Here is a 19,693-nt window from a genome sequence, read left to right as displayed (position 1 = left end):
ATTCACCAGCGGGAAGGTTTCCGGTTGCATATAAAAGTCAGTGTGTGTATTTTTATGCAAAATAAATGCATAAAAAGGAAATCTCATGGTCAAGAATTTGCTCAAAGCGTGTTTCATGATGGCCGCGCTGACGGCAGCCGGACAGGCGGCTGCGGAAACCTATACCGTCGGCTCCGGCGGCACCTACCGGCCGTTTGAATTTGAAAACAGCCAGAAACAGCTGGAAGGTTTCGACATCGACATCATTAAAGCCATCGCCAAAGCCGAAGGCTTTGACGTCAAGCTGGTCAATACCCCATGGGAAGGCATCTTCGCCACGCTGAACACCGGCGACCGCGACATCATCATCTCCGGGATCACCATCACCGATAAACGCAAACAGATGGTCGATTTCTCCGCGCCGTACTTCCCGGCCGAGCAGTCGATCGTCGTCGCCCAGGACTCGAAGGTGGATTCGCTGGCGGCCCTGAAAAACGAGAAGGTCGGGGTGGTGAACTCCAGCACCGGCGATATCGTGGTTTCTGAGGTGCTGGGCAAGAACAGCACGGCGATCAAGCGCTTCGACAATACCCCGCTGATGCTCCAGGAACTGTTCGAGGACGGCGTCAGCGCCGCGGTGGGTGACGTCGGGGTGGTGAAGTACTACATCAAACAGCACCCGGAGAAGCAGTTCAAGCTGGTGCCGGATGCCAAATTCGAACGTCAATATTTCGGTATCGCGGTGGCGAAAGGCAACAGCGAACTGCTGGGCAAAATCAACGCCGGTCTGCAGAAGATCGTTGCCGACGGGACTTACGCCAAAATCTATAAAACCTGGTTCGACGACAACGTGCCGACGCTGCCAGCGCAATAAGCCACCTTTTTCAGTGACCACGGCTATCGCCCAGGCGATAGCCGTATTTTTTAGGGAAGGACTATGACGGGATTCCGTTGGGAGATCATCGAGGAGTACGGCCCGCTGTTTGTGGACGGCGCCCTGATGACGATTAAATGTACCATTATCTGCGTGATCCTCGGGACGCTGTGGGGGTTAACCCTCGGTCTCGGACGGATGGCGAAGGCCGAGCACGGGCCGTGGAAATATATTCTCCGCTACCTGGTGCAGTTTCCGGTGCGCTTTTACGTTAGCGCCTTCCGCGGTACGCCGCTGTTCGTGCAGATCATGGTGGTGCACTTTGCTCTGGTGCCGCTATTTATCAACCCGCGCGACGGCCTGCTGGTGACCAGCGGCCTGATGAGCGCCGACTTTGCCCGCGAGCTGCGCGCCAGCTACGGGGCGTTCCTCTCCTGCATCGTGGCGATCACCCTTAACGCCGGGGCCTATGTGTCGGAGATTTTCCGCGCCGGCATCCAGTCGATCGACAAAGGGCAGATGGAGGCCTCCCGCGCGCTGGGCATGCCGTGGTGGAAAACCATGCGCAAGGTGATCCTGCCCCAGGCGTTTCGCCGCATTCTGCCGCCGCTGGGCAACAACGCCATCGCCATTGTTAAGGACTCGTCGCTGGCCTCGGCAATTGGCCTGGCCGATCTGGCCTACGCCGCGCGAACCGTCTCCGGCGCCTACGCCACCTACTGGGAACCCTACCTGACCATCTCCCTGGTCTACTGGGTGATCACCTTCCTGCTGGCGCAGCTGGTTAACCGTCTGGAAAAGAGGTTTGGCAAAAGTGATTCACATTAATAATTTACATAAGCGCTTCGGCGACAGCCACGTGCTGCGCGGCATCAGCTGCGATATTAAACCGCAGGAAGTGGTGTGCATCATCGGCCCGTCCGGCTCGGGGAAAAGTACCTTCCTGCGCTGTATGAACGCCCTTGAGACGGTCAGCGAAGGCGAGGTGGTGGTCAACGGCTTTGCCGCTCACGACCGCACTACCGACCTCAACAAGATGCGCGAAAGCGTTGGCATGGTGTTCCAGCGCTTTAACCTGTTCCCGCATATGACGGTGCTGGAAAACCTGATTATGGCGCCGATGAATCTGCGCAATATGCCGCGCCAGCAGGCGGTCGACCTGGCGGAAGCCTTGCTGGCGAAGGTGGGCTTAAGCGATAAGCGCGACGCCTGGCCCTCGAGCCTGTCCGGCGGCCAGCAGCAGCGGGTAGCCATCGCCCGCGCGCTGGCGATGAAGCCGTCGATTATGCTGTTTGATGAGCCCACTTCGGCGCTGGATCCGGAGCTGGTGGGCGACGTGCTGGAGGTAATGAAAAACCTCGCCAGCGAGGGGATGACCATGGTGATCGTGACACACGAAATGGGCTTTGCCCGCGAAGTGGCCGACCGGGTGATCTTCATCGACCAGGGCGTGATTCAGGAAGAGGGCAAGCCGGGGCAGATCTTTAGCGCGCCGAGCAACCCACGCACCGCCGCGTTCCTCAGCAAGGTGCTGTAAACCGAGCGGGCTGGCGCCAGGCCAGCCCGCTGAGTGTTGTCAAATATATTGATGATGTTTTTCATCATCAGTATAAACATTGACTGAACTCATATATCCCGCGATAACCCCTTTGTTAATCTCCGGGTATCGCTTTGGGCTTCTCCAGGAATATAACGTTGGAAATCTTTTTTTAACCCACTGAAAAATAGCGACTAACTATTTTTCATACGCCAAAAATCATGGTCCGTTAATGACGGACTCGGTTTCGTATGGGTTAAAAAAGGTACGTTATGACAGTTACATGGACGGTCACGCCCGTGGGGTATCAGCACATTGCCAAACGCTGCCCCGCCTGCAATGTAAAACGCGACTTCGCACCTTCCGGCGCCATCCGGGTGAATTCGCAAAAGAAGCTGCTGGATATCTGGAGCATCTATAAATGCACGCACTGCGATTACACGTGGAATATCGCCCTGTTTTCCAGGCTGCACGTCAGCAAGATAAACCGTAAACTGCTTCAGCGCCTGAGGCAGAACGATGCAGCTATGGTTCACTATTATGCCGCTGACCTCGCGACGCTGAAGCGCAACCGCGCCGAGCCGTCGGGGCAACCTGATTTTCGTATTCATGAGCAATGGTCGGTGACGCTGATGGCGTGCCCGCGGATAACGGTGCGCGTCAGAGTCAGTCAGCCATTTCGCATCAGCCTGCTATCAATACTGAAAAAACAGCTCAAGCTGAGTACGGCTGAAATCCGGTGGTTGGTCGCGACAGGGCATATCGAGGGTATTCCACTAAAACAGCTCAAGACGAAAAAGCTGAAGGCGATGGAATATCATTTTCAGCTGGCGGCGGAAACGCTGTATGCGCGACGCCGGATTACGTTATCACTTCGCGGTAGATAACTCGTCGGGGAGAGAAGTCGTAGCGCTTTAACCGCGGTTTTTCGTGATTCTCAATGAAATCAGGACGACGAAGTCGGCCGTCCTGAATGACGCATTACTGCCTGAAAAAGGCACTTCCGCAGCAGCCATTCAAGCTGCCGACGCATAATAAACAAACGCCAGCTTATTGCCGTCGGGATCGCGGACGTAGGCGCTGTGAAAGCCGTTGCCATATTGTGGGCGATGACCGGGAGCGCCTTCGTCACGTCCGCCGAGTTGCAGGGCGAGGGCATGCAGTTCCGCAATATGTTCGACGGAGCGGGCGTTAAGCGCCACCATCGTTCCATTACCCACCCCGGCAGGCTGCAGGTCAAAAGGAACGCCCACGCACAGCCCACAGGTGTGGTTGCCATTGAAGGTGCCCCAGGACGCCCCCTGTTCGTTACGACCGGCTTTGACGTGTCCCAGCAGCGCCATTAACGGGTCATAGAACTTGATGGCGCGTGGCAGGTCATTGGTTCCCAACATGATGTATGAAAACATAGTGTCCTCCTGTTGCGGGCAAAAAGGTGTCTTTCGCCCGCTTACTGCGTGAAGCTGATCGCAACAGACCCGGCGCTGCGCTCAGCCTCGCCATGGTAGACCGCCTCAATATTATTCCCCTGCGGATCCAGCACAAAAGCGGCATAGTATCCAGGATGATAATGTCGTTCGCCAGGCGCGCCGTTATCGCGGCCGCCATGGGTCCGCGCCGCATGGTAAAAAGCGTCCACCCTATCACGATCTCTGGCCTGGAACGCCAGGTGGTGGCGTCCTGTCAGTTTCCCGGCAGCCTCCGGGCTGTGGCGTGAGGCCACCACCAGTTCGTCGGCCAGCAAGTAGTCATTAGCGGTGGTAATAACCGGGATCTCCAGCGCCGACAGTACGGCAGTATAGAAGTCTTTGCTTGCCTCAAAGTCTTCGACAACCAGCAGGATATGAGCGATCAATCTGCCACGATGTAACGTCATGCTTTCCATGGAATTTCCTCTCGGCAGGGGGCCGGCAATGGTTATAGCAGTGAGCCAGCAAGAACAGGATTCCCTCAGGTAAGGGCCATAAAAAAAGGGCTGGCGCCAGGCCAGCCCGTCAGGACTACTGCGCGGACTCCGTCGCTTCGTCCATGTCGTCTTCCTGCTCGCTGGCGAGCAGGGTTTTCTCGTTTTTGCACAGACACTGGATCAGCAGGAACAGCACGCCGCTGGCCACCAGGGTGGCGATCAGGCCATCGTAGCCGGTGATGCCGATCAGCATGCCGCTGACTACCGGCCCGGCGACGCTGCCGGCGGACCAGAAAAAGCCGAACAGGGCGTTAATCATAATCAGCTTCTGTCCGCTGAAGGTTTTCCCCGCCCGTACCAGCGACAGGGTATAAAGCGCCCCCGCCGCGGCGCCCAGCAGCAGGCAAATGGCCATCAGCTGAATGCGCGAACCGAGCATCAGCGGCAGGGCCAGCAGCGACAGGCTGAAAACCACCGCGCAGGCCAGATGCACGCGGCGAATGCCGACCCGGTCGGCCAGCCAGCCGAGCGGGGTCTGGAACATCGCATCCCCGGTAAGTACCACGGTCACCAGCAGCACCGCCATTCCTTCATTAAGCCCTTTATCCATACCGTACAGTGGCAGCAGGGCGAGGATGCTGGCGTCGAAGAAAGCGAAGCAGAAGACCCCGGAGGCCAGTACCGGCAGGAAGGCGCCGAGGCTGCGCCAGCTGGCGCGCTCCCCAAGGCTTTCGCGGGTGCCGGTGGGCAGATGGCGCAGCATCAGCAGGCAGACGGCGGTGACCGCGACGATCGCCATCAGCGCCGAGGCCTGCCAGGCGGGGCCGACGGAGATCAGCAGCGGCCCGGCCAGCTGGCAGCCGGTAAAGGCCGAGGCGTAGATACCGGTGAGGGTGGCGCGCTGGTTGCCTGCCGCGCCGCCGGTGATCCAGCTTTCACCGAGGACGATAATGACCCCGGAGGCCAGGCCGGTCAGCAGGCGCGGCAGCAGAAGCAGCGTCATATCGGTGGTCATGCATGAGGCGATGGTCGCCAGCGCCAGCAGGATCAAACTGCCGCTCAGCAGCACGCCCATCTCAACGCGCCGGCACAGCGCAGGAGAGAGGAAAGAGGAGATCATCATGCCGGCGGGCGGCAGGGCGGCCAGCAGGCCGACATACAGCGGCGCGATCTGCTGCTGCGCCAGCTCAAGACTGATTAACGGCACCGTATAGCCGGTGATAAATCCCACGAGCGACGCGGCCATGATCATCGCCAGCGTGGGAGCAAGACGATTCTGGTCTGGGTTAAACATTTTATTTCCGATGACGGAGAGGTCAGTAGTGGATCCTTCGGCAAATTGCCGTCCTGAGCTGCATAATAATTAATCGCCTGGCCGTTGTCACCGTTGAAATCACTACCAAAAAAGGACCGCCGGGCGACGGCAGGCCTGTACGCCGCGCCGCCGCCGCATTTCGTGACGTTGTCAGCGTGTTAACGACAGGATATAACGGAGGGAGCGGCAGCGAACCGACGCCGGTGAGCGACGGGTAAAAACGCAACGCATGACCAAATTATTCAGCATTACGCTATGCAGGAAAGGAGTAATACATGGCCGTATCGCCGTCACTGATCGCCGAAGCCACAGGCTGGCGACGTGAGTTTCACGCCGCGCCTGAGCTCGGATATCAGGAGCAGGAGACCTCGCGCCGCGTCGCCGAGCTGCTGGCATCGTTTGGCCTGCAGGTTCATCGCGGGCTGGCCGGCACCGGCGTCGTGGCGACGCTGGAAAACGGCCCCGGGCCGGTCATCGGCCTGCGCGCCGATATGGACGCCCTGCCGATCACCGAGCTGGGGAGCGTCAGTTACCGTTCGCGCCGCGCCGGGGTCATGCACGCCTGCGGCCACGATGGCCACACCGCGATGCTGCTGGCGGCCGCCGCCCATCTGGCGCAGACCCGTCAGTTCAGCGGCACCGTCCACTTTGTTTTCCAGCCAGCGGAAGAGAACCTCGGCGGCGCGCGCAAAATGGTGGAAGAGGGGTTATTCGAACGCTTCCCGATGGATGCGATTTACGCGCTGCATAACTGGCCGGGGATCCCGCTTGGCGAAGTGGCGCTCAGCGATGGCGCGATGATGGCCTCCCTCGACGCCTTCGAGATCACCCTGCGCGGCAAAAGCTGCCATGCGGCGATGCCGGAGAGCGGGGCCGATCCGATCGTCGCTGCGGCGCAGCTGATTATGGCGCTGCAGACCATTCCTTCCCGCCGCCTGTCGCCACAGGATTCGGCGGTGGTCAGCATCACCCAGATAAACGGCGGCGAGGCGATCAACGTCCTGCCGGACACCGTGGTGCTGCGCGGCACCTTCCGCTGCCTGAGCAATCGCGTTCGCGCCCGCGTGCGGGAGCTTATCGAAAGCTATGTGGCGACCCAGCCGCAGGTGTCCGATGTGCAGGGCGAGATTAGCTGGTTTCCGGGGTATCCGGTGACCAAAAACCATGCGCCCCAGGCGCAGCTGCTGCGCGAGGTGGCGGTCGCCACCCTTGGCGCGGAGGCGGTGCGCTGGAACCAGGCGCCGTCGATGGCCTCAGAGGATTTCGCCTGCATGCTGGAGGCCTGTCCGGGGGCCTATTTCTGGATCGGCACCGATGGCGAAACGCCGTCGAAGCCGCTGCATAACGCCAGCTATGACTTTAACGATGCGCTGATTAGCCACGGGGTGGCGATGTGGGTGGCGCTGGTGGAGAAACAGCTGCCGGCGGCGTAACCCACCGGCAGCGGCAGCAGGGAGCGCGCGCTCCCTGAGGTCAGACGTCGGCGGCGGCTTTCAGTCGCGCCTTCATGTCGCTGTAGGCCGTCCAGGCATAGCGCTCCGCCCACTGCTGGTCGGCTATCGCTTCCACTTTCACCGCACAGTATTTGGTTTCCGGCGTTTTGGAGATCGGATCGAGGTTATCCTGGGTCAGCTCATTGCAGGCGCCCACCCACCACTGATAGGTCATATAGACCGCGCCCGGGTTGATGCGATCGCTGAGGTCGGCGCGGGTGATGACTTTCCCGCGTCGGGAGCTGACCCACACCAGCTGTTTGTCAGCGATCCCCAGCCGTTGCGCATCCACCGGATTTATCTGCACCCGTCCCGGCTCGTCGGCCAGCGACTGCAGCGCGGCGCAGTTGCCGGTCATCGAGCGGCAGGAGTAGTGCCCCACCTCCCGCACCGTGCAGAGCACCAGCGGCCATTCATCATCCGGACGCTCCGCCGGCGCGCGCCAGGCGGTGGCGAACAGCTGCCCTTTACCCGATGGGGTGTCGAAGCGGTTGTCTTTATACAGCCACGGCGTGCCGGGGTGGTCGAGGGTCGGGCACGGCCACTGAACATGGCCCATATCGCCCATTTTCTCCCAGGTCACGCCGTAGAAAAGCGGGCAGAGCTCGCGCATCTCGTCCCAGATCTGCTGGTTGTTCTCATAGTGCATCGGATAGCCCATTTCGCTGGCCAGCAGACTGATGATCTCCCAGTCGCGCTTCACATTCCCCGCCGGAGGGATTGCCTGTTCAAACCGCTGAAACCCGCGGTCGGCGCAGGTGAAGACGCCACCGTGCTCGCCCCAGGAGGTGGCCGGCAGCAGGACATCGGCAATCTCCGCCGTTTTGGTCATGAAGATATCCTGCACCACCACGAAGTCCAGCGCCTCGATGCCTTTGCGCACCAGGCCGAGGTCGGCTTCGGTCTGCAGCGGATCTTCGCCCATGATGTAGTAGGCTTTGATCTCGCCGGTCAGCGCTTTATGCGGCACTTCGGTGATGCGGGTGCCGACCTGGTCATCCATTTGCGCCGGGTCGATCCCCCAGGCGGCGGCGAATTTGGCCCGCACGGCGGGGTCGGTGACCTCCTGATAGCCGGGGAACAGGTTCGGCAGCACGCCCATATCGCAGGCGCCCTGCACATTGTTTTGCCCACGAACCGGGCCCACACCGACGTTCGCCCGCCCCAGGTTGCCGGTGAGCAGCGCCAGGCTTGCCAGGCCGCGCACCACGTCCACCGCCTGGCCAAACTGGGTGACCCCCATGCCCCACATAATGGTGGCGGAAGGGGCGGCGGCAAACATGCGCATCGCCTCGCGAATTGCCTGCGCGCTGACCCCGACAATCGCTTCCACTGCTTCCGGGGCGTAATCCTTCACCGCCTCGCGGTAGGCGTCCAGCCCTTCGGTGTAGCGTTCGACATAGGCTTTGTTGTACAGCTCCTCCTCCAGCAGGACATAGCCGAAGGCGTTCACCAGCGCCATATTGCTGCCGTTGTTGAGCTGCAGATGACGGTCGGCTATGCGTGCGGTTTCAATGCGTCGCGGATCGCAGACGATGATTTTGGCGCCGTTGTCCCGGGCCTTGATTACCCGGCGGGCGACGATGGGATGGGAGTCGGCGCAGTTGTAGCCAAAGACCAGCAGGCACTTCGAGTTTTCGATGTCGCTTATCGAATTGCTCATCGCCCCGTTGCCCAGCGCCTGCTGTAGCCCGGCGACGGAAGGGCCGTGGCAGACGCGGGCGCAGCAGTCGACGTTATTGGTGTTCAGCACCGCGCGAGCGAACTTTTGCATCACATAGTTGGTTTCGTTGCCGGTGCCGCGCGAGGAGCCGGTGGTCATGATGGCGCGCGGGCCATGCTTCTCTTTGATCTCCCTGAGCTTGCTGGCGGTATAGCGAATCGCCTCCTGCCAGCTGACCGGCGTAAAGGCGCCGCCTTTCTGGTAGCGGATCATTGGTTGTTTAAGACGGGGCGTCAGGAGCTGCGTGTCGTTCAGAAAATCCCAGCCGTAATAGCCTTTCAGGCACAGCTGGTTCTGGTTGGTGACGCCGTCGGCGGCTTCCGCGCGAATGATTTTATTGTTGTCGACAACCAGTTTAAGTTTGCAACCCGCCCCGCAGTAGGGGCACACGCTCGTGATTTTTTTCATCAGTAACAGACCTGTTAACAGTGAACAGAGGATCGCTGTCGCGCCGGGCCCGACGGGCAACGATCGCGGTATCGCCTGGTGGTGATGCGGACGCAGGCCCGCTGCGCTATGCAGGTCTCGTGCCAGATTTTAATGTGTTGATTTGTAATGAAAAACTTCAGATGGATGATGACGGGAGCGTGACCTCGTCACTAATGACGATGACGCAGAGCGCCGACGTCAGACGCTCTGCGGGGGAAAACGCCGCTACGCGAGAGGGCGGCAGCGGGTGATATGCGACTCGCTCAGGCCGACGTCGCGTGCGGCGGCGCAGATTGCCTGCCAGCTGCCCGCATCCAGCGGGATCCCCTCGGCCAGGCGCGCTTCGCGGTTGGCGGCTTCCCATTCGCCGGGGGCCAGCACCGGGGCATCGGGATCGTGCGGCGACTGTTTACACCATGCGATAAAGGCCTCCGTCTGCGCCTGGCTGTCCGGGGCATCGAACGCGTCCGGGCGCAGGATCACGGTGGTCATGCAGTTAAAGATGGCGTCGACGCTGGTCTGCAGGCTTTCCTGATGGGTGGTTTGCCCCCCGGAGAGCGCGCCGCCGAGCACTTCACACAGCGTCGCCAGGGCATAGCCTTTGTGCTGGGCGAAGGTGAGCAGGGCGCCCAGCGGCGAGGTTTGCATCACCGCCGGATCGGTGGTGGGCAACCCCTCGGCGTCGATCAGGCAGCCGGGGGCCACGGCTTCCCCTTTGTGCCAGGCGACGCGGGTTTTTCCAAAGGCGATGGCGCTGGTGGCGTAGTCCAGCAGCAGCGGCGGATGGCCCTCTCGCGGAAACACCACGCACAGGGGGTTGGTGCCGAAGCGACTGTCTTTTCCGCGGAACGGAGCGACCATCGGGTCGCCGATTACGCTGACGAAGTGAATGGAGATCAGTCCGGCGGCGGCGCACTGCTCGGCCCAGTAGCCGATGCGCCCGACGTGATGCGCATTGCGCAGGGCGATAGCCGCCATGCCGTGCTGCTTCGCCTTTTCGATACCTAACTGCATCGCTTCGTGGGCGACTACCTGGCCGAAGCCGGCGTTGCCGTCGAGGGTGACCACGGCGCCGGCATCTTTGGTGACCGTGGCGTGGCGGTTGAGCTGCAGAAAACCGCCGGCATGGGATTTCACATAGCTTGGGATCATCCCGACGCCATGGGAGTCATGCCCGGCCAGGTTGGCGGCGATCAGGTGGTCGGCGACCAGCGTCGCTTCTTCTGAGCGGCTGCCGAGATGGGTAAACAGTGAGACGACAAACTGATGCAGATCCGTCGCCAGAAAGCGGTGTCCTGTTGGCACTGATTCTCTCCTGTAGTCTGTTGTTATTTTGTTATGTTTGCCGTTTTATGCTGCGCCGCCCGGCGCAGAAGATCAAGGGCGGGGGCTCCGGGCGTCACGCCACTGCGCCAGCGTCTGCGTTATACGCCAGACGATAAAAAACCGGTCCGCGATCGCGTTTTAATTAACGTCATAAACACCACATTTTTAAATTCTGCCACTGTCACAAAAGCCAGAAAAAAGCCAGCCCCGGCGTTGCAAGGGCAGCTGATACCACTATATGTTAAATTTGTGTTTGTTAATTGATTATTAAAGGTTGGTATCATGTATAAGAAAATAAGTGGTTTAGTGGTTTCACTGACGGCCGTTTTCGCCTGTGCCGCCTGGGCGGAGGTGCCTGCGGGCTATCCGGCGGATTATCAAAAAACGGTTGATGCCGCCGTCAAAGAGGGCAAGGTGGTGATCTATTCCACAACCGATACCAAAGCCGCCGGGCCGTTAATTAAAGGATTCGAAGCGCAATATCCGGGCGTCAAAGTCGAATATAACGACATGAACAGCACCGAGCTGTATAACCGCTATATCAGCGAGCAGGCCGCCGGGGGCGGCAGCGGGGACGTGGTGTGGAGCTCATCGATGGATACGGCGCTGAAATTAGCCACCGAATACGCGGAACAATATGCCTCGCCGGAGGTGAAGCAATTGCCCGACTGGGCGGTGTGGCAGCAGAAAGCCTATGGCACCACCTACGAGCCGGTGGTATTTATCTATAACAAACGGCTGATCCCGCAGAATGAGGTTCCGGATTCGCATACCGCGCTGGCAAAATTGATCGCCAGCCAGGCCGATAAATTTAAAGGCAAAGTCACCACCTACGATATCGAAAAATCGGGCCTCGGCTTTATGCTGGCGGTGCAGGACAGCCAGGCCGACGCGAACTATTTTACCGACCTGGCGAATATCGCCAAAGGCGGCCTGACGGTGCAGTCTTCCACCGGCACGATGATGGAGCGCGTCTCCTCTGGCGAAAACCTGATCGGCTATAACATCCTTGGCTCCTATGCGGAAGCGCGGGCGAAAAACGATCCCTCTTTAGGCATTGCCTATCCGAAAGATTACGTGCTGGTGCTCTCCCGCGTCTCGTTTATTAGCCAGGAGAGCGAACATCCCAATGCGGCAAAATTGTGGCTGGACTATGTCCTGTCGGAAAAAGGCCAGCAGATCCTCGCCAGTCAGGCGGATATTCCCTCTATTCGTCGCGATATTGAAGGCAAAAATGATATCGACGGCATGACCGCGCTGCTGGGCAAAGCGTTAAAACCGATCCCGGTCAACGAAACGCTGCTGGATTATTTACAGCCGCAAAAACGTCTGCAGTTTATTAAACAATGGCGCAGCGCCGCCGCGAAATAATCCTCCCCCGGGGCATCGCCGATGCCCCCTTATTCACACCCGGCGGGTTTATTCACCTGACCAAAGGGATGAACCATGAATGTATTACGCAGAAAGTGGCAGGGGCTGCCGCGCGGCGTGGTGGTGTGCATCACGGCGCTGGTGATTTATGTCCCGCTGTTATTTATTGTGGTGCAGAGTTTTCTCTCCGCGCCGTTCTTTTCCCGCTCCAAATCCTGGAGCCTGGAAGCGTTCGCCTTTATTTTTACCGACCCGGATTTTTATCTGGCGTTAAGGTCAGGCTTTATTCTGGCCTTTGGTCTGGTGATTATCGCCATTCCACTGGGCGGTATTTTGGCCTTTCTGATGGTACGCACCGATTTACCCGGCCGGCGGTTCATTGAGCCGCTGATCCTGGTGCCGATCTTCGTCTCGCCGATGGTGCTGGGCTTTGGCTACGTGGTGGCCGCCGGGCCGGTAGGCTTCTTTTCCCAGTGGGCGCAGCAGCTGATCGGCTTTGTGCCGTGGAATATCTACTCGATGTTCAGCATTGTGGTCATCGCCGGCTTAACCCACGTGCCGCACGCCTATCTTTATATCTCTTCGGCGCTGCGCAGCGTCGGTTCCGACGTGGAAGAGGCGGCGCGCACCGTCGGCGCCACGCCGCTGCAGGTGATGACCTCGGTGAGTCTGCCGATGGTGCGGCCGTCCATCCTTTACGCCTGCGTGCTGCTCTTCTTCCTCGGTCTGGAGGTTTTCGGTCTGATGCTGGTGCTGGGCGACCCCGAGGGCAACATGGTGCTGGCGACCTATCTCTATAAGCTGACCAACAAGCTCGGCACCCCCTCCTACCATCTGATGGCGGCGGTGGCGGTGGTGCTGATCTGCATCACCATCCCGCTGGTGATGCTCCAGCGGCGGCTGATGCGCACCGCCAACCGCTTTGTCACCATGAAGGGCAAGGCGTCGCAGGCGCGGGCGCTGCCGCTGGGCAAATGGCGCTGGGTGGCCGGGGCGGTGGTGGTGGCCTGGCTGACGGTGACCATCGGTGTGCCGCTGCTCGGCGTGGCGCTGCGCGCCTTTATCTCCAACTGGGGCGTCGGCGTGTCGCTGTGGGATGAGCTGTCGCTGACGACGTTCCACAATATCTGGCAGCAGCCCAACCTGCTGCGGGCGATCGTCAACTCGATGGCTATCGGCATCGTCGGCGGCGCGCTGGCGGTGATCTGCTATCTGTTTGTCGGTATCGCCATGCACCGCAAAGCGGACAACGTCACCCGCTTTCTTGACTACAGCGTGCTGGTCCCGCGCGCGGTGCCGGGGCTGCTGGCCGGTCTGGCCTTTCTGTGGGTGTTCCTGTTTGTGCCGATGTGGCTCGATCAGTCGCTGAAGCACGGCTGGCTCTCGGCGCTGCCGGTGGCCGACTGGCTGCGGGAGCACCTTATCGTGCAGCTGCGCGCGCTGCGCAACACCATCTTCAGCGTCTGGTTGGCCTACACCGTGGTATGGATGGCTTATGGCCTGCGGCTCATCTCTTCGACGCTGCTGCAGGTGGGCCCGGAGCTGGAGGAGGCGGCGCGCAGCACCGGCGCCTCGCGGGGGCAGATCACCCGCCACGTCACCGTCCCGCTGTCGCGCTATGGGCTGATTGGCTCCTGGCTGCTGATGTTCCTGATCTTTGAGCGCGAATATTCCACCGGCGTCTATCTGCTGTCGCCGGGTACCGAAACCATCGGCTCGATGCTGGTGTCGCTGTGGGCGGCGGGGGCCATCGATATCGTCGCGGCGCTCTCCTTTATCAATATTCTGCTGGTGGTGATTGGCCTTGGCATCGCCCTGCGCTTTGGAGTGAAATTACATGATTGAGTTATCGGTAGAAAATCTGCATCTCACCTATGGCGACAACCCGGTGCTGAAAGGGGTGTCGATGACGCTCGGCCGGGGAGAGGTGGTGTCGTTGCTGGGGCCGTCGGGAAGCGGCAAAACCACGCTACTGCGGGCGGTGGCCGGGCTGGAAAAACCGACGAGCGGACGGATCGTCATCGGCAACCGCACGGTGTACGACGGCACGCCGCGCAGCGAGATCCCGGCCGAAGAGCGTAACCTCGGGCTGGTGTTCCAGTCCTATGCCCTGTGGCCGCACAAAACGGTGTTCGACAACGTGGCCTATCCGCTGAAGCTGCGTAAAGTGGCCGCCGGGGAGATAAAAGAGCGGGTGCAGCGCGTGCTGGATCAGCTGGGGCTCGGGCACCTTGGCAACCGCCATCCGCACCAGCTCTCCGGCGGCCAGCAGCAGCGGGTGGCCATCGGCCGGGCGCTGGTCTACAACCCGCCGGTGATCCTGCTGGATGAGCCGCTCTCCAACCTTGACGCCAAGCTGCGCGAAGAGGCGCGGGTGTTTCTGCGCGAGCTGATCGTCAAGCTGGGCCTGTCGGCGCTGATGGTCACCCACGATCAGAATGAGGCGATGGCCATCTCGGATCGTATTCTGCTGCTGAACAATGGTGTCATCGAGCAGCAGGGGACGCCGCAGGAGATGTATGGCAGCCCGGCGACGCTGTTCGCCGCCGAGTTTATGGGCAGCAATAACCGCCTGCACGGCAAGGTAATGGCGCTGGAGAACGGCAGGGCGCGGATCGAAGGCGCCAGCTGGAGCCTGTGGGGGCGAGCGGGCGAGGGGGTTAGCGTCGGCGAGCCGGCGACGGCGGTGATCCGCGTCGAGCGCCTGCGTCTGGACGGCGCGGCGCAGGATAACAGTCTCCAGCTACCGCTGCTGACCAGCATGTACCTCGGCGACCGCTGGGAGTACCTGTTCCGCACCGAGGGCGACGATTTCCCGCTGCGCGCCTACGGAACGGCGCTGCGCGATGCCGAACACTGTCATCTGACGCTCCCGGCGGAGGATGTGTGGATTTTTCCGCAGCGGTAACCGCTGGTTAAGACGCCAGATGGCACACGGCTTCAATATTGTGCCCGTCTGGCGCAATCACAAAGGCGGCGTAATAACTGGCGTGGTAGTTTGGTCGTAACCCCGGTGCGCCGTTGTCCTTTCCTCCGGCGGCCAGCGCCGCCTGCCAGAAGGCGTCGACCTGTTCGCGGCTGTCGGCGCGAAAGGCGATATGCAGCGGCGCCGGTTTGTCCGCACTTTGATAGAGACACAAAGAGACATCGCCGCTGCCGGCCAGCTCTGCGCCGTAGGTCGGCTCGCCTTCGCCGACCAGCGTTACGCCAAGCGGGGCAAGGGCTTGTAAAAAGAACGCTTTGCTCGCGGCATAATCACTGACGCCGAATTTCACATGATCGAACATATCTTCTCTTCTCCTGTGGACGGGATATCGCCAGCCGAACGCGTTAGCCGGGAAATAGATGCAAAATAGTTAACAACGGTTATTAACTTTTTTAACAGCTCAAAATGTTTAATTATTCCTAATACGAGTATTTACAGACGTTTAATCTGCCATGTACCATAAACAAAAAATAACATTTGTGATACAAGTCACTCTTTTTTGGCGCATGGGTAAGCTCAGCGCGGTGTGAACGCCGCCGGTTTACCGCCTCAAGGTTATGGCAGCACCCTTCTCACGATGACATTCCGGTGAATTTCTCTCCGATTTCCCGCGTTTCGTTGAGAATCGTCTACTATCCAAACGATAACCCTATAAATGATATCGCCTCTGGCGATGTTTTATCCGACTTGCCGGGCCGGGCCAGACGCTAAGCGGTTTAAAAGCGCAATGGTATCGGTTCCAGCACGACATTCACTGGTTTTGTCAGCGACAAAAACAGTAATTTTCAATGACAGGAATGTGATGATGTCGAGCGAGAAAACTAACAATTCCAGGCGTGATTTCCTGGTGAAGTCGATGGCGCTGATCCCGACGGTGGTGATCGGCAGCGCGGGAGCAGGGGCCATTGGCGTGGCCACCAGCGCGACCGCGCAGGCGGCCCCCGCTTCAGAGCCAGCCTCCGGGAACACGGCGGCGGCCAGCGACTGGAAGCCGCAGTTCTTCAACGATCGTGAGTGGGCGTTTATCAACGCCGCCGTCGCGCGCCTGATCCCAGCGGATGAACTTGGCCCCGGCGCCAAAGAGGCCGGCGTGCCGGAGTTTATCGACCGCCAGCTCAATACCCCTTACGCCACCGGCTCCATCTGGTATATGCAGGGGCCCTTCAACCCCGACGTGCCGAAAGAGATGGGCTATCAGCTGCCGCTGGTGCCCAAACAGATCTATAACCTCGGGATCGCCGACGCCGAGGCGTGGTGTCAGGACAAGTATCACAAGACCTTCGCTGAACTGAGCAACGAGCAACAGGACGAGGCGCTCGGCCTGTGGGAATCCGGCAAAGCCGAGTTCAAACAGCTACCGGCCTCGCTGTTCTTCACCTATCTGCTACAGAACACCCGAGAAGGCTTCTTCAGCGACCCGATCCATGGCGGTAATAAAGGCATGGTCGGCTGGACGCTGATTAATTTTCCCGGCGCGCGCGCCGACTTTATGGACTGGGTTGAACGGGGCGAACGCTACCCCTTCCCGCCGGTATCAATTAATGGGGAGAGGGCGTAATCATGGCCACCGTATTGAAAAAAACCGATGTCGCGATCGTCGGCTTCGGCTGGGTTGGGGCGATCATGGCCAAAGAGCTGACCGAAGCCGGGCTCAACGTCGTGGCGCTGGAGCGCGGTCCGATGCGCGACACCTGGCCGGACGGCGCCTATCCGCAGGTGATTGATGAGCTGACCTACAACATCCGCCGCAAGCTGTTCCAGGATCTGTCGAAAAGCACCGTCACCATCCGCCATAACACCAGCCAGCAGGCGGTGCCGTATCGCCAGCTGGCGGCTTTCCTGCCGGGTACCGGCGTGGGTGGGGCCGGGCTGCACTGGTCCGGTGTCCATTTCCGCGTCGATCCCATCGAACTGCGGATGCGCAGCCACTATGAAGAGCGCTACGGCAAAAACTTCATTCCCCAGGATATGATCATCCAGGATTTCGGCGTCACCTACGACGAGCTGGAACCGTTCTTCGATAAAGCGGAGAAAGTGTTCGGCACCTCCGGGACTGCCTGGTCGATCAAGGGCAAGGTCGTCGGTAAAGGCCGCGGCGGCAACGCTTTCGCCCCGGACCGCTCAGACGACTTCCCGCTGCCGGCGCAGAAAAACACCTGGTCAGCGCAGCTGTTTGAAAAAGCGGCGCTCGAGGTGGGTTACCATCCCTACAACCTGCCGTCGGCCAACACCTCCGACTCCTATACCAACCCCTATGGCGCGCAGATGGGTCCGTGCAACTTCTGCGGTTTCTGCAGCGGCTACGCCTGCTACATGTACTCTAAAGCCTCGCCGAACGTGAACATCCTGCCGGCGCTGCGCCAGGAAAAACGCTTTGAGCTGCGGACCAACGCCAACGTGCTGAAGGTCAACCTGACCGACGACAAATCCCGCGCCACCGGCGTGACCTACGTCGACGGCCAGGGGCGCGAAATGGAGCAGCCGGCGGACCTGGTGATCATCGGCGCCTTCCAGTTCCATAACGTGCACCTGATGCTGCTCTCCGGGATCGGTAAACCGTACAATCCGGAGACCGGCGAAGGGGTGGTGGGGCGTAACTTCGCCTACCAGAACATGACCACCATCAAGGCCATTTTCGACAAAGACACTTATACCAACCCGTTTATCGGCGCGGGCGGCAACGGCGTCGGCGTCGACGACTTCAACGCCGACAACTTCGACCACGGCGCGGCCGGCTTTGTCGGCGGTTCGCCGTTCTGGGTCAACCAGGCCGGGACCAAGCCCATCTCCGGTTTCCCGGTACCGCCGGGCACCCCGGCGTGGGGCAGCAAGTGGAAAGCGGCGGTGGCCGATACCTACACCCATCACCTGTCGATGGATGCCCACGGCGCGCACCAGTCCTATCGGCAGAACTACCTCGATCTTGATCCGAACTACAAAAACGTCTTTGGCCAGCCGCTGCTGCGCATGACCTTCGACTGGCAGGAAAACGACATCAAGATGGCGCAGTTTATGTTCGATAAGATGGCGCCGATCGCCAAAGCGATGAAGCCGAAATATATCCTCGGCAGCCCGAAAAACGCCAACAGCCACTTTGATACCACCACCTACCAGACCACCCATATGAACGGCGGGGCGGTGATGGGGGAGGATCCGAAAACCAGCGCCGTTAACCGTTATCTGCAAAGCTGGGACGTGCATAACGTCTTCGTCATCGGCGCCTCCGCTTTCCCGCAGGGGCTGGGCTATAACCCAACCGGCACGGTGGCCGCGCTGGCCTACTGGTCAGCGAAGGCGATCCGCGAGCAGTATCTGAAAAATCCGGGTCCCCTGGTGCAGGCATAAAGGAAGGCAGATGATGAAAATGCAATGGTTATCGGCCCTGGTGCTTGGGGCATTGAGCTGCGCGGCCTTCGCCGAAGAGGCGCCTGTGGACAGCAATCTGATTAAGCAAGGGGAGTATCTGGCGCGGGCGGGGGACTGTGTCGCCTGCCACACCAACGGCAAAGCGGGCAAACCTTTCGCCGGCGGTCTGCCGATGGAGACGCCGATCGGCACCATCTACTCCACCAATATCACGCCGGATAAAGAACACGGCATTGGCGGGTACACCTTCGAAGAGTTCGACGACGCGGTGCGCAAGGGCGTGCGGAAAGACGGTTCCACGCTCTATCCGGCGATGCCTTATCCCTCGTTCGCACGGATCAGCGAAGCGGACATGCGCGCCATGTACGCCTACTTTATGCACGGCGTGGAGCCGGTGAATGTCGCCAACAAGGACACCGACATCCCGTGGCCGCTGTCGATGCGCTGGCCGCTGGCGTTCTGGCGCGGCATCTTCGCGCCGACGCCGAGCGACTTTGTCGCCAACCCGCAGGTTGACCCGGTGCTGGAGCGCGGCCGCTATCTGTTGGAAGGCCTGGGCCACTGCGGCGCCTGTCATACCCCGCGTAGCCTGACGATGCAGGAAAAAGCGCTCAGCGAAAGCGAAGGCGATGATTACCTGGCGGGCAGCAATGCGCCGATTGACGGCTGGGTTGCCTCCAGCCTGCGCGGCGAAAACCGCGACGGTCTGGGGACCTGGAGCGAAGCCGAGCTGGTCGAGTTCCTGAAAACCGGACGTAACGATAAATCGGTGGTCTTCGGCGGCATGAGCGATGTGGTGGAGCACAGTCTGCAGTATCTTTCTGATGACGACATCACCGCCATCGCCCGCTATCTGAAGTCGCTCCCGCCGCGCGGCGGCAAACAGACCCCAGCCCCGGTGGAAGACAGCGTGGCGAAAGATCTGTGGAAGGGTAACGACAGCAAAACCGGCGCCGCGCTGTACGTCGATAACTGCGCCGCCTGCCACCGCACCGACGGCGCAGGCTATAAACGCGCCTTCCCGTCGCTGAAGGGCAATCCGGTGGTGCAGACCGAAGATGCCACTTCGCTTATCCATATCGTTCTGACCGGGAGCACCACGCCGGCGGTGAAAGACGCGGTCTCCAACCTGACCATGCCGTCGTTCGGCTGGCGTCTGGACGACCACCAGGTGGCGGATGTGGTCAACTTCATCCGCACCAGCTGGGGCAACAACGCGCCGGCGGTCAGCGCCAGCGATGTGGCGAAGGTACGTAAGGAGACCGCGGCGCACGATGAGAAGGCGTTAGGCAACGCTGATATCTCGAAGCTGCCGGGGGCCGGACAGTAACCGTCAGGGTTGCGTCGCCCACGCGGCGCAACCCATACTTAGCCAGGACGTAAAATAC

The 19,693-nt window shown here is 60.3% G+C and carries 17 protein-coding genes; 11 read left to right on the top strand and 6 right to left on the bottom strand.

All coding sequences use genetic code 11. From position 1 onward, the window contains the following. Positions 1 to 85 precede the first annotated feature (85 nt). From ACQUTI_RS03465 to ACQUTI_RS03450, 4 genes are all read left to right on the top strand, one after another. Complete coding sequence (locus ACQUTI_RS03465; protein WP_004203029.1) at positions 86 to 853, top strand: basic amino acid ABC transporter substrate-binding protein; 768 nt, start codon at positions 86 to 88, stop codon at positions 851 to 853. A 63-nt stretch (positions 854 to 916) separates the two neighbouring features. Further along, on the top strand, positions 917 to 1,681 hold the full coding sequence (locus ACQUTI_RS03460; protein WP_004151161.1) for an amino acid ABC transporter permease: 765 nt from the start codon (positions 917 to 919) through the stop codon (positions 1,679 to 1,681). Further along, positions 1,668 to 2,390 (top strand): amino acid ABC transporter ATP-binding protein, encoded by a 723-nt coding sequence (locus ACQUTI_RS03455; protein WP_002908374.1) that lies wholly within the window; start codon positions 1,668 to 1,670, stop codon positions 2,388 to 2,390. Before ACQUTI_RS03460 ends, ACQUTI_RS03455 begins: the two co-directional genes overlap by 14 nt. Before the next feature lie 299 nt (positions 2,391 to 2,689). Next, positions 2,690 to 3,277, top strand: coding sequence for a DUF1062 domain-containing protein (locus ACQUTI_RS03450; RefSeq protein ID WP_254465463.1), 588 nt, complete (start codon positions 2,690 to 2,692; stop codon positions 3,275 to 3,277). Positions 3,278 to 3,406: 129 nt separating this feature from the next. On the opposite strand, the gene ACQUTI_RS03445 is transcribed toward ACQUTI_RS03450, so the two are convergent. The 3 genes from ACQUTI_RS03445 to ACQUTI_RS03435 form a co-directional block, all read right to left on the bottom strand. Then, on the bottom strand, positions 3,407 to 3,799 hold the full coding sequence (locus ACQUTI_RS03445; protein ID WP_017899596.1) for a VOC family protein: 393 nt from the start codon (positions 3,797 to 3,799) through the stop codon (positions 3,407 to 3,409). A gap of 41 nt (positions 3,800 to 3,840) precedes the next feature. Further along, positions 3,841 to 4,275, bottom strand: a complete 435-nt coding sequence (locus ACQUTI_RS03440) for a VOC family protein (RefSeq protein ID WP_428923207.1) — start codon at positions 4,273 to 4,275, stop codon at positions 3,841 to 3,843. Positions 4,276 to 4,390: 115 nt separating this feature from the next. Continuing rightward, positions 4,391 to 5,590: an MFS transporter gene (locus tag ACQUTI_RS03435; protein ID WP_004203023.1), complete on the bottom strand. Its 1,200-nt coding sequence runs from the start codon at positions 5,588 to 5,590 to the stop codon at positions 4,391 to 4,393. A gap of 296 nt (positions 5,591 to 5,886) precedes the next feature. On the opposite strand from ACQUTI_RS03435, the gene ACQUTI_RS03430 reads away from it, so the two are divergent. Beyond that, the gene (locus tag ACQUTI_RS03430; protein WP_004203021.1) at positions 5,887 to 7,044 is read left to right on the top strand and encodes a M20 aminoacylase family protein; all 1,158 of its coding nucleotides are present in this window, start codon (positions 5,887 to 5,889) and stop codon (positions 7,042 to 7,044) included. Positions 7,045 to 7,084: 40 nt separating this feature from the next. Here the strand turns inward: ACQUTI_RS03430 and fdhF are convergent, their stop codons facing one another. Together fdhF and ACQUTI_RS03420 are read right to left on the bottom strand one after the other, a co-directional pair. Further along, positions 7,085 to 9,235, bottom strand: a complete 2,151-nt coding sequence (gene fdhF, locus ACQUTI_RS03425) for a formate dehydrogenase subunit alpha (protein ID WP_428923206.1) — start codon at positions 9,233 to 9,235, stop codon at positions 7,085 to 7,087. Between the two features lie 246 nt (positions 9,236 to 9,481). Beyond that, positions 9,482 to 10,561 (bottom strand): malate/lactate/ureidoglycolate dehydrogenase, encoded by a 1,080-nt coding sequence (locus ACQUTI_RS03420; RefSeq protein WP_004203019.1) that lies wholly within the window; start codon positions 10,559 to 10,561, stop codon positions 9,482 to 9,484. Positions 10,562 to 10,864: 303 nt separating this feature from the next. Here ACQUTI_RS03420 and ACQUTI_RS03415 point away from each other — a divergent pair, with 303 nt between their 5' ends. The 3 genes from ACQUTI_RS03415 to ACQUTI_RS03405 all read left to right on the top strand — a co-directional run bounded on the left by ACQUTI_RS03415 (position 10,865) and on the right by ACQUTI_RS03405 (position 14,861). Further along, positions 10,865 to 11,953 carry an ABC transporter substrate-binding protein gene (locus ACQUTI_RS03415; protein WP_004203017.1) on the top strand — a complete coding sequence of 363 codons (1,089 nt, stop codon included), beginning with the start codon at positions 10,865 to 10,867 and terminating at the stop codon, positions 11,951 to 11,953. 75 nt (positions 11,954 to 12,028) lie between these two features. Further along, positions 12,029 to 13,798 (top strand): ABC transporter permease, encoded by a 1,770-nt coding sequence (locus ACQUTI_RS03410; RefSeq protein WP_004189548.1) that lies wholly within the window; start codon positions 12,029 to 12,031, stop codon positions 13,796 to 13,798. After that, positions 13,791 to 14,861, top strand: a complete 1,071-nt coding sequence (locus ACQUTI_RS03405) for an ABC transporter ATP-binding protein (protein WP_428923205.1) — start codon at positions 13,791 to 13,793, stop codon at positions 14,859 to 14,861. Before ACQUTI_RS03410 ends, ACQUTI_RS03405 begins: the two co-directional genes overlap by 8 nt. Before the next feature lie 7 nt (positions 14,862 to 14,868). Here the strand turns inward: ACQUTI_RS03405 and ACQUTI_RS03400 are convergent, their stop codons facing one another. Further along, positions 14,869 to 15,240, bottom strand: coding sequence for a VOC family protein (locus ACQUTI_RS03400; RefSeq protein WP_004203014.1), 372 nt, complete (start codon positions 15,238 to 15,240; stop codon positions 14,869 to 14,871). Between the two features lie 501 nt (positions 15,241 to 15,741). Between ACQUTI_RS03400 and ACQUTI_RS03395 the strand changes: the two genes are divergently transcribed. The 3 genes from ACQUTI_RS03395 to ACQUTI_RS03385 are packed head-to-tail and all read left to right on the top strand — an operon-like array spanning position 15,742 to position 19,635. Next, positions 15,742 to 16,497 carry a gluconate 2-dehydrogenase subunit 3 family protein gene (locus ACQUTI_RS03395; RefSeq protein ID WP_074194570.1) on the top strand — a complete coding sequence of 252 codons (756 nt, stop codon included), beginning with the start codon at positions 15,742 to 15,744 and terminating at the stop codon, positions 16,495 to 16,497. Between the two features lie 2 nt (positions 16,498 to 16,499). Continuing rightward, the gene (locus ACQUTI_RS03390) at positions 16,500 to 18,284 is read left to right on the top strand and encodes a GMC family oxidoreductase (RefSeq protein WP_002908285.1); all 1,785 of its coding nucleotides are present in this window, start codon (positions 16,500 to 16,502) and stop codon (positions 18,282 to 18,284) included. Between the two features lie 10 nt (positions 18,285 to 18,294). Next, positions 18,295 to 19,635, top strand: coding sequence for a c-type cytochrome (locus tag ACQUTI_RS03385; protein WP_428923204.1), 1,341 nt, complete (start codon positions 18,295 to 18,297; stop codon positions 19,633 to 19,635). Positions 19,636 to 19,693 lie beyond the last annotated feature (58 nt).

Source organism: Klebsiella sp. 7-CIP_Kleb. (assembly GCF_050378655.1).
Lineage (GTDB): Bacteria > Pseudomonadota > Gammaproteobacteria > Enterobacterales > Enterobacteriaceae > Klebsiella > Klebsiella quasipneumoniae.
This window is presented reverse-complemented; position numbering and strand designations above follow the sequence as displayed.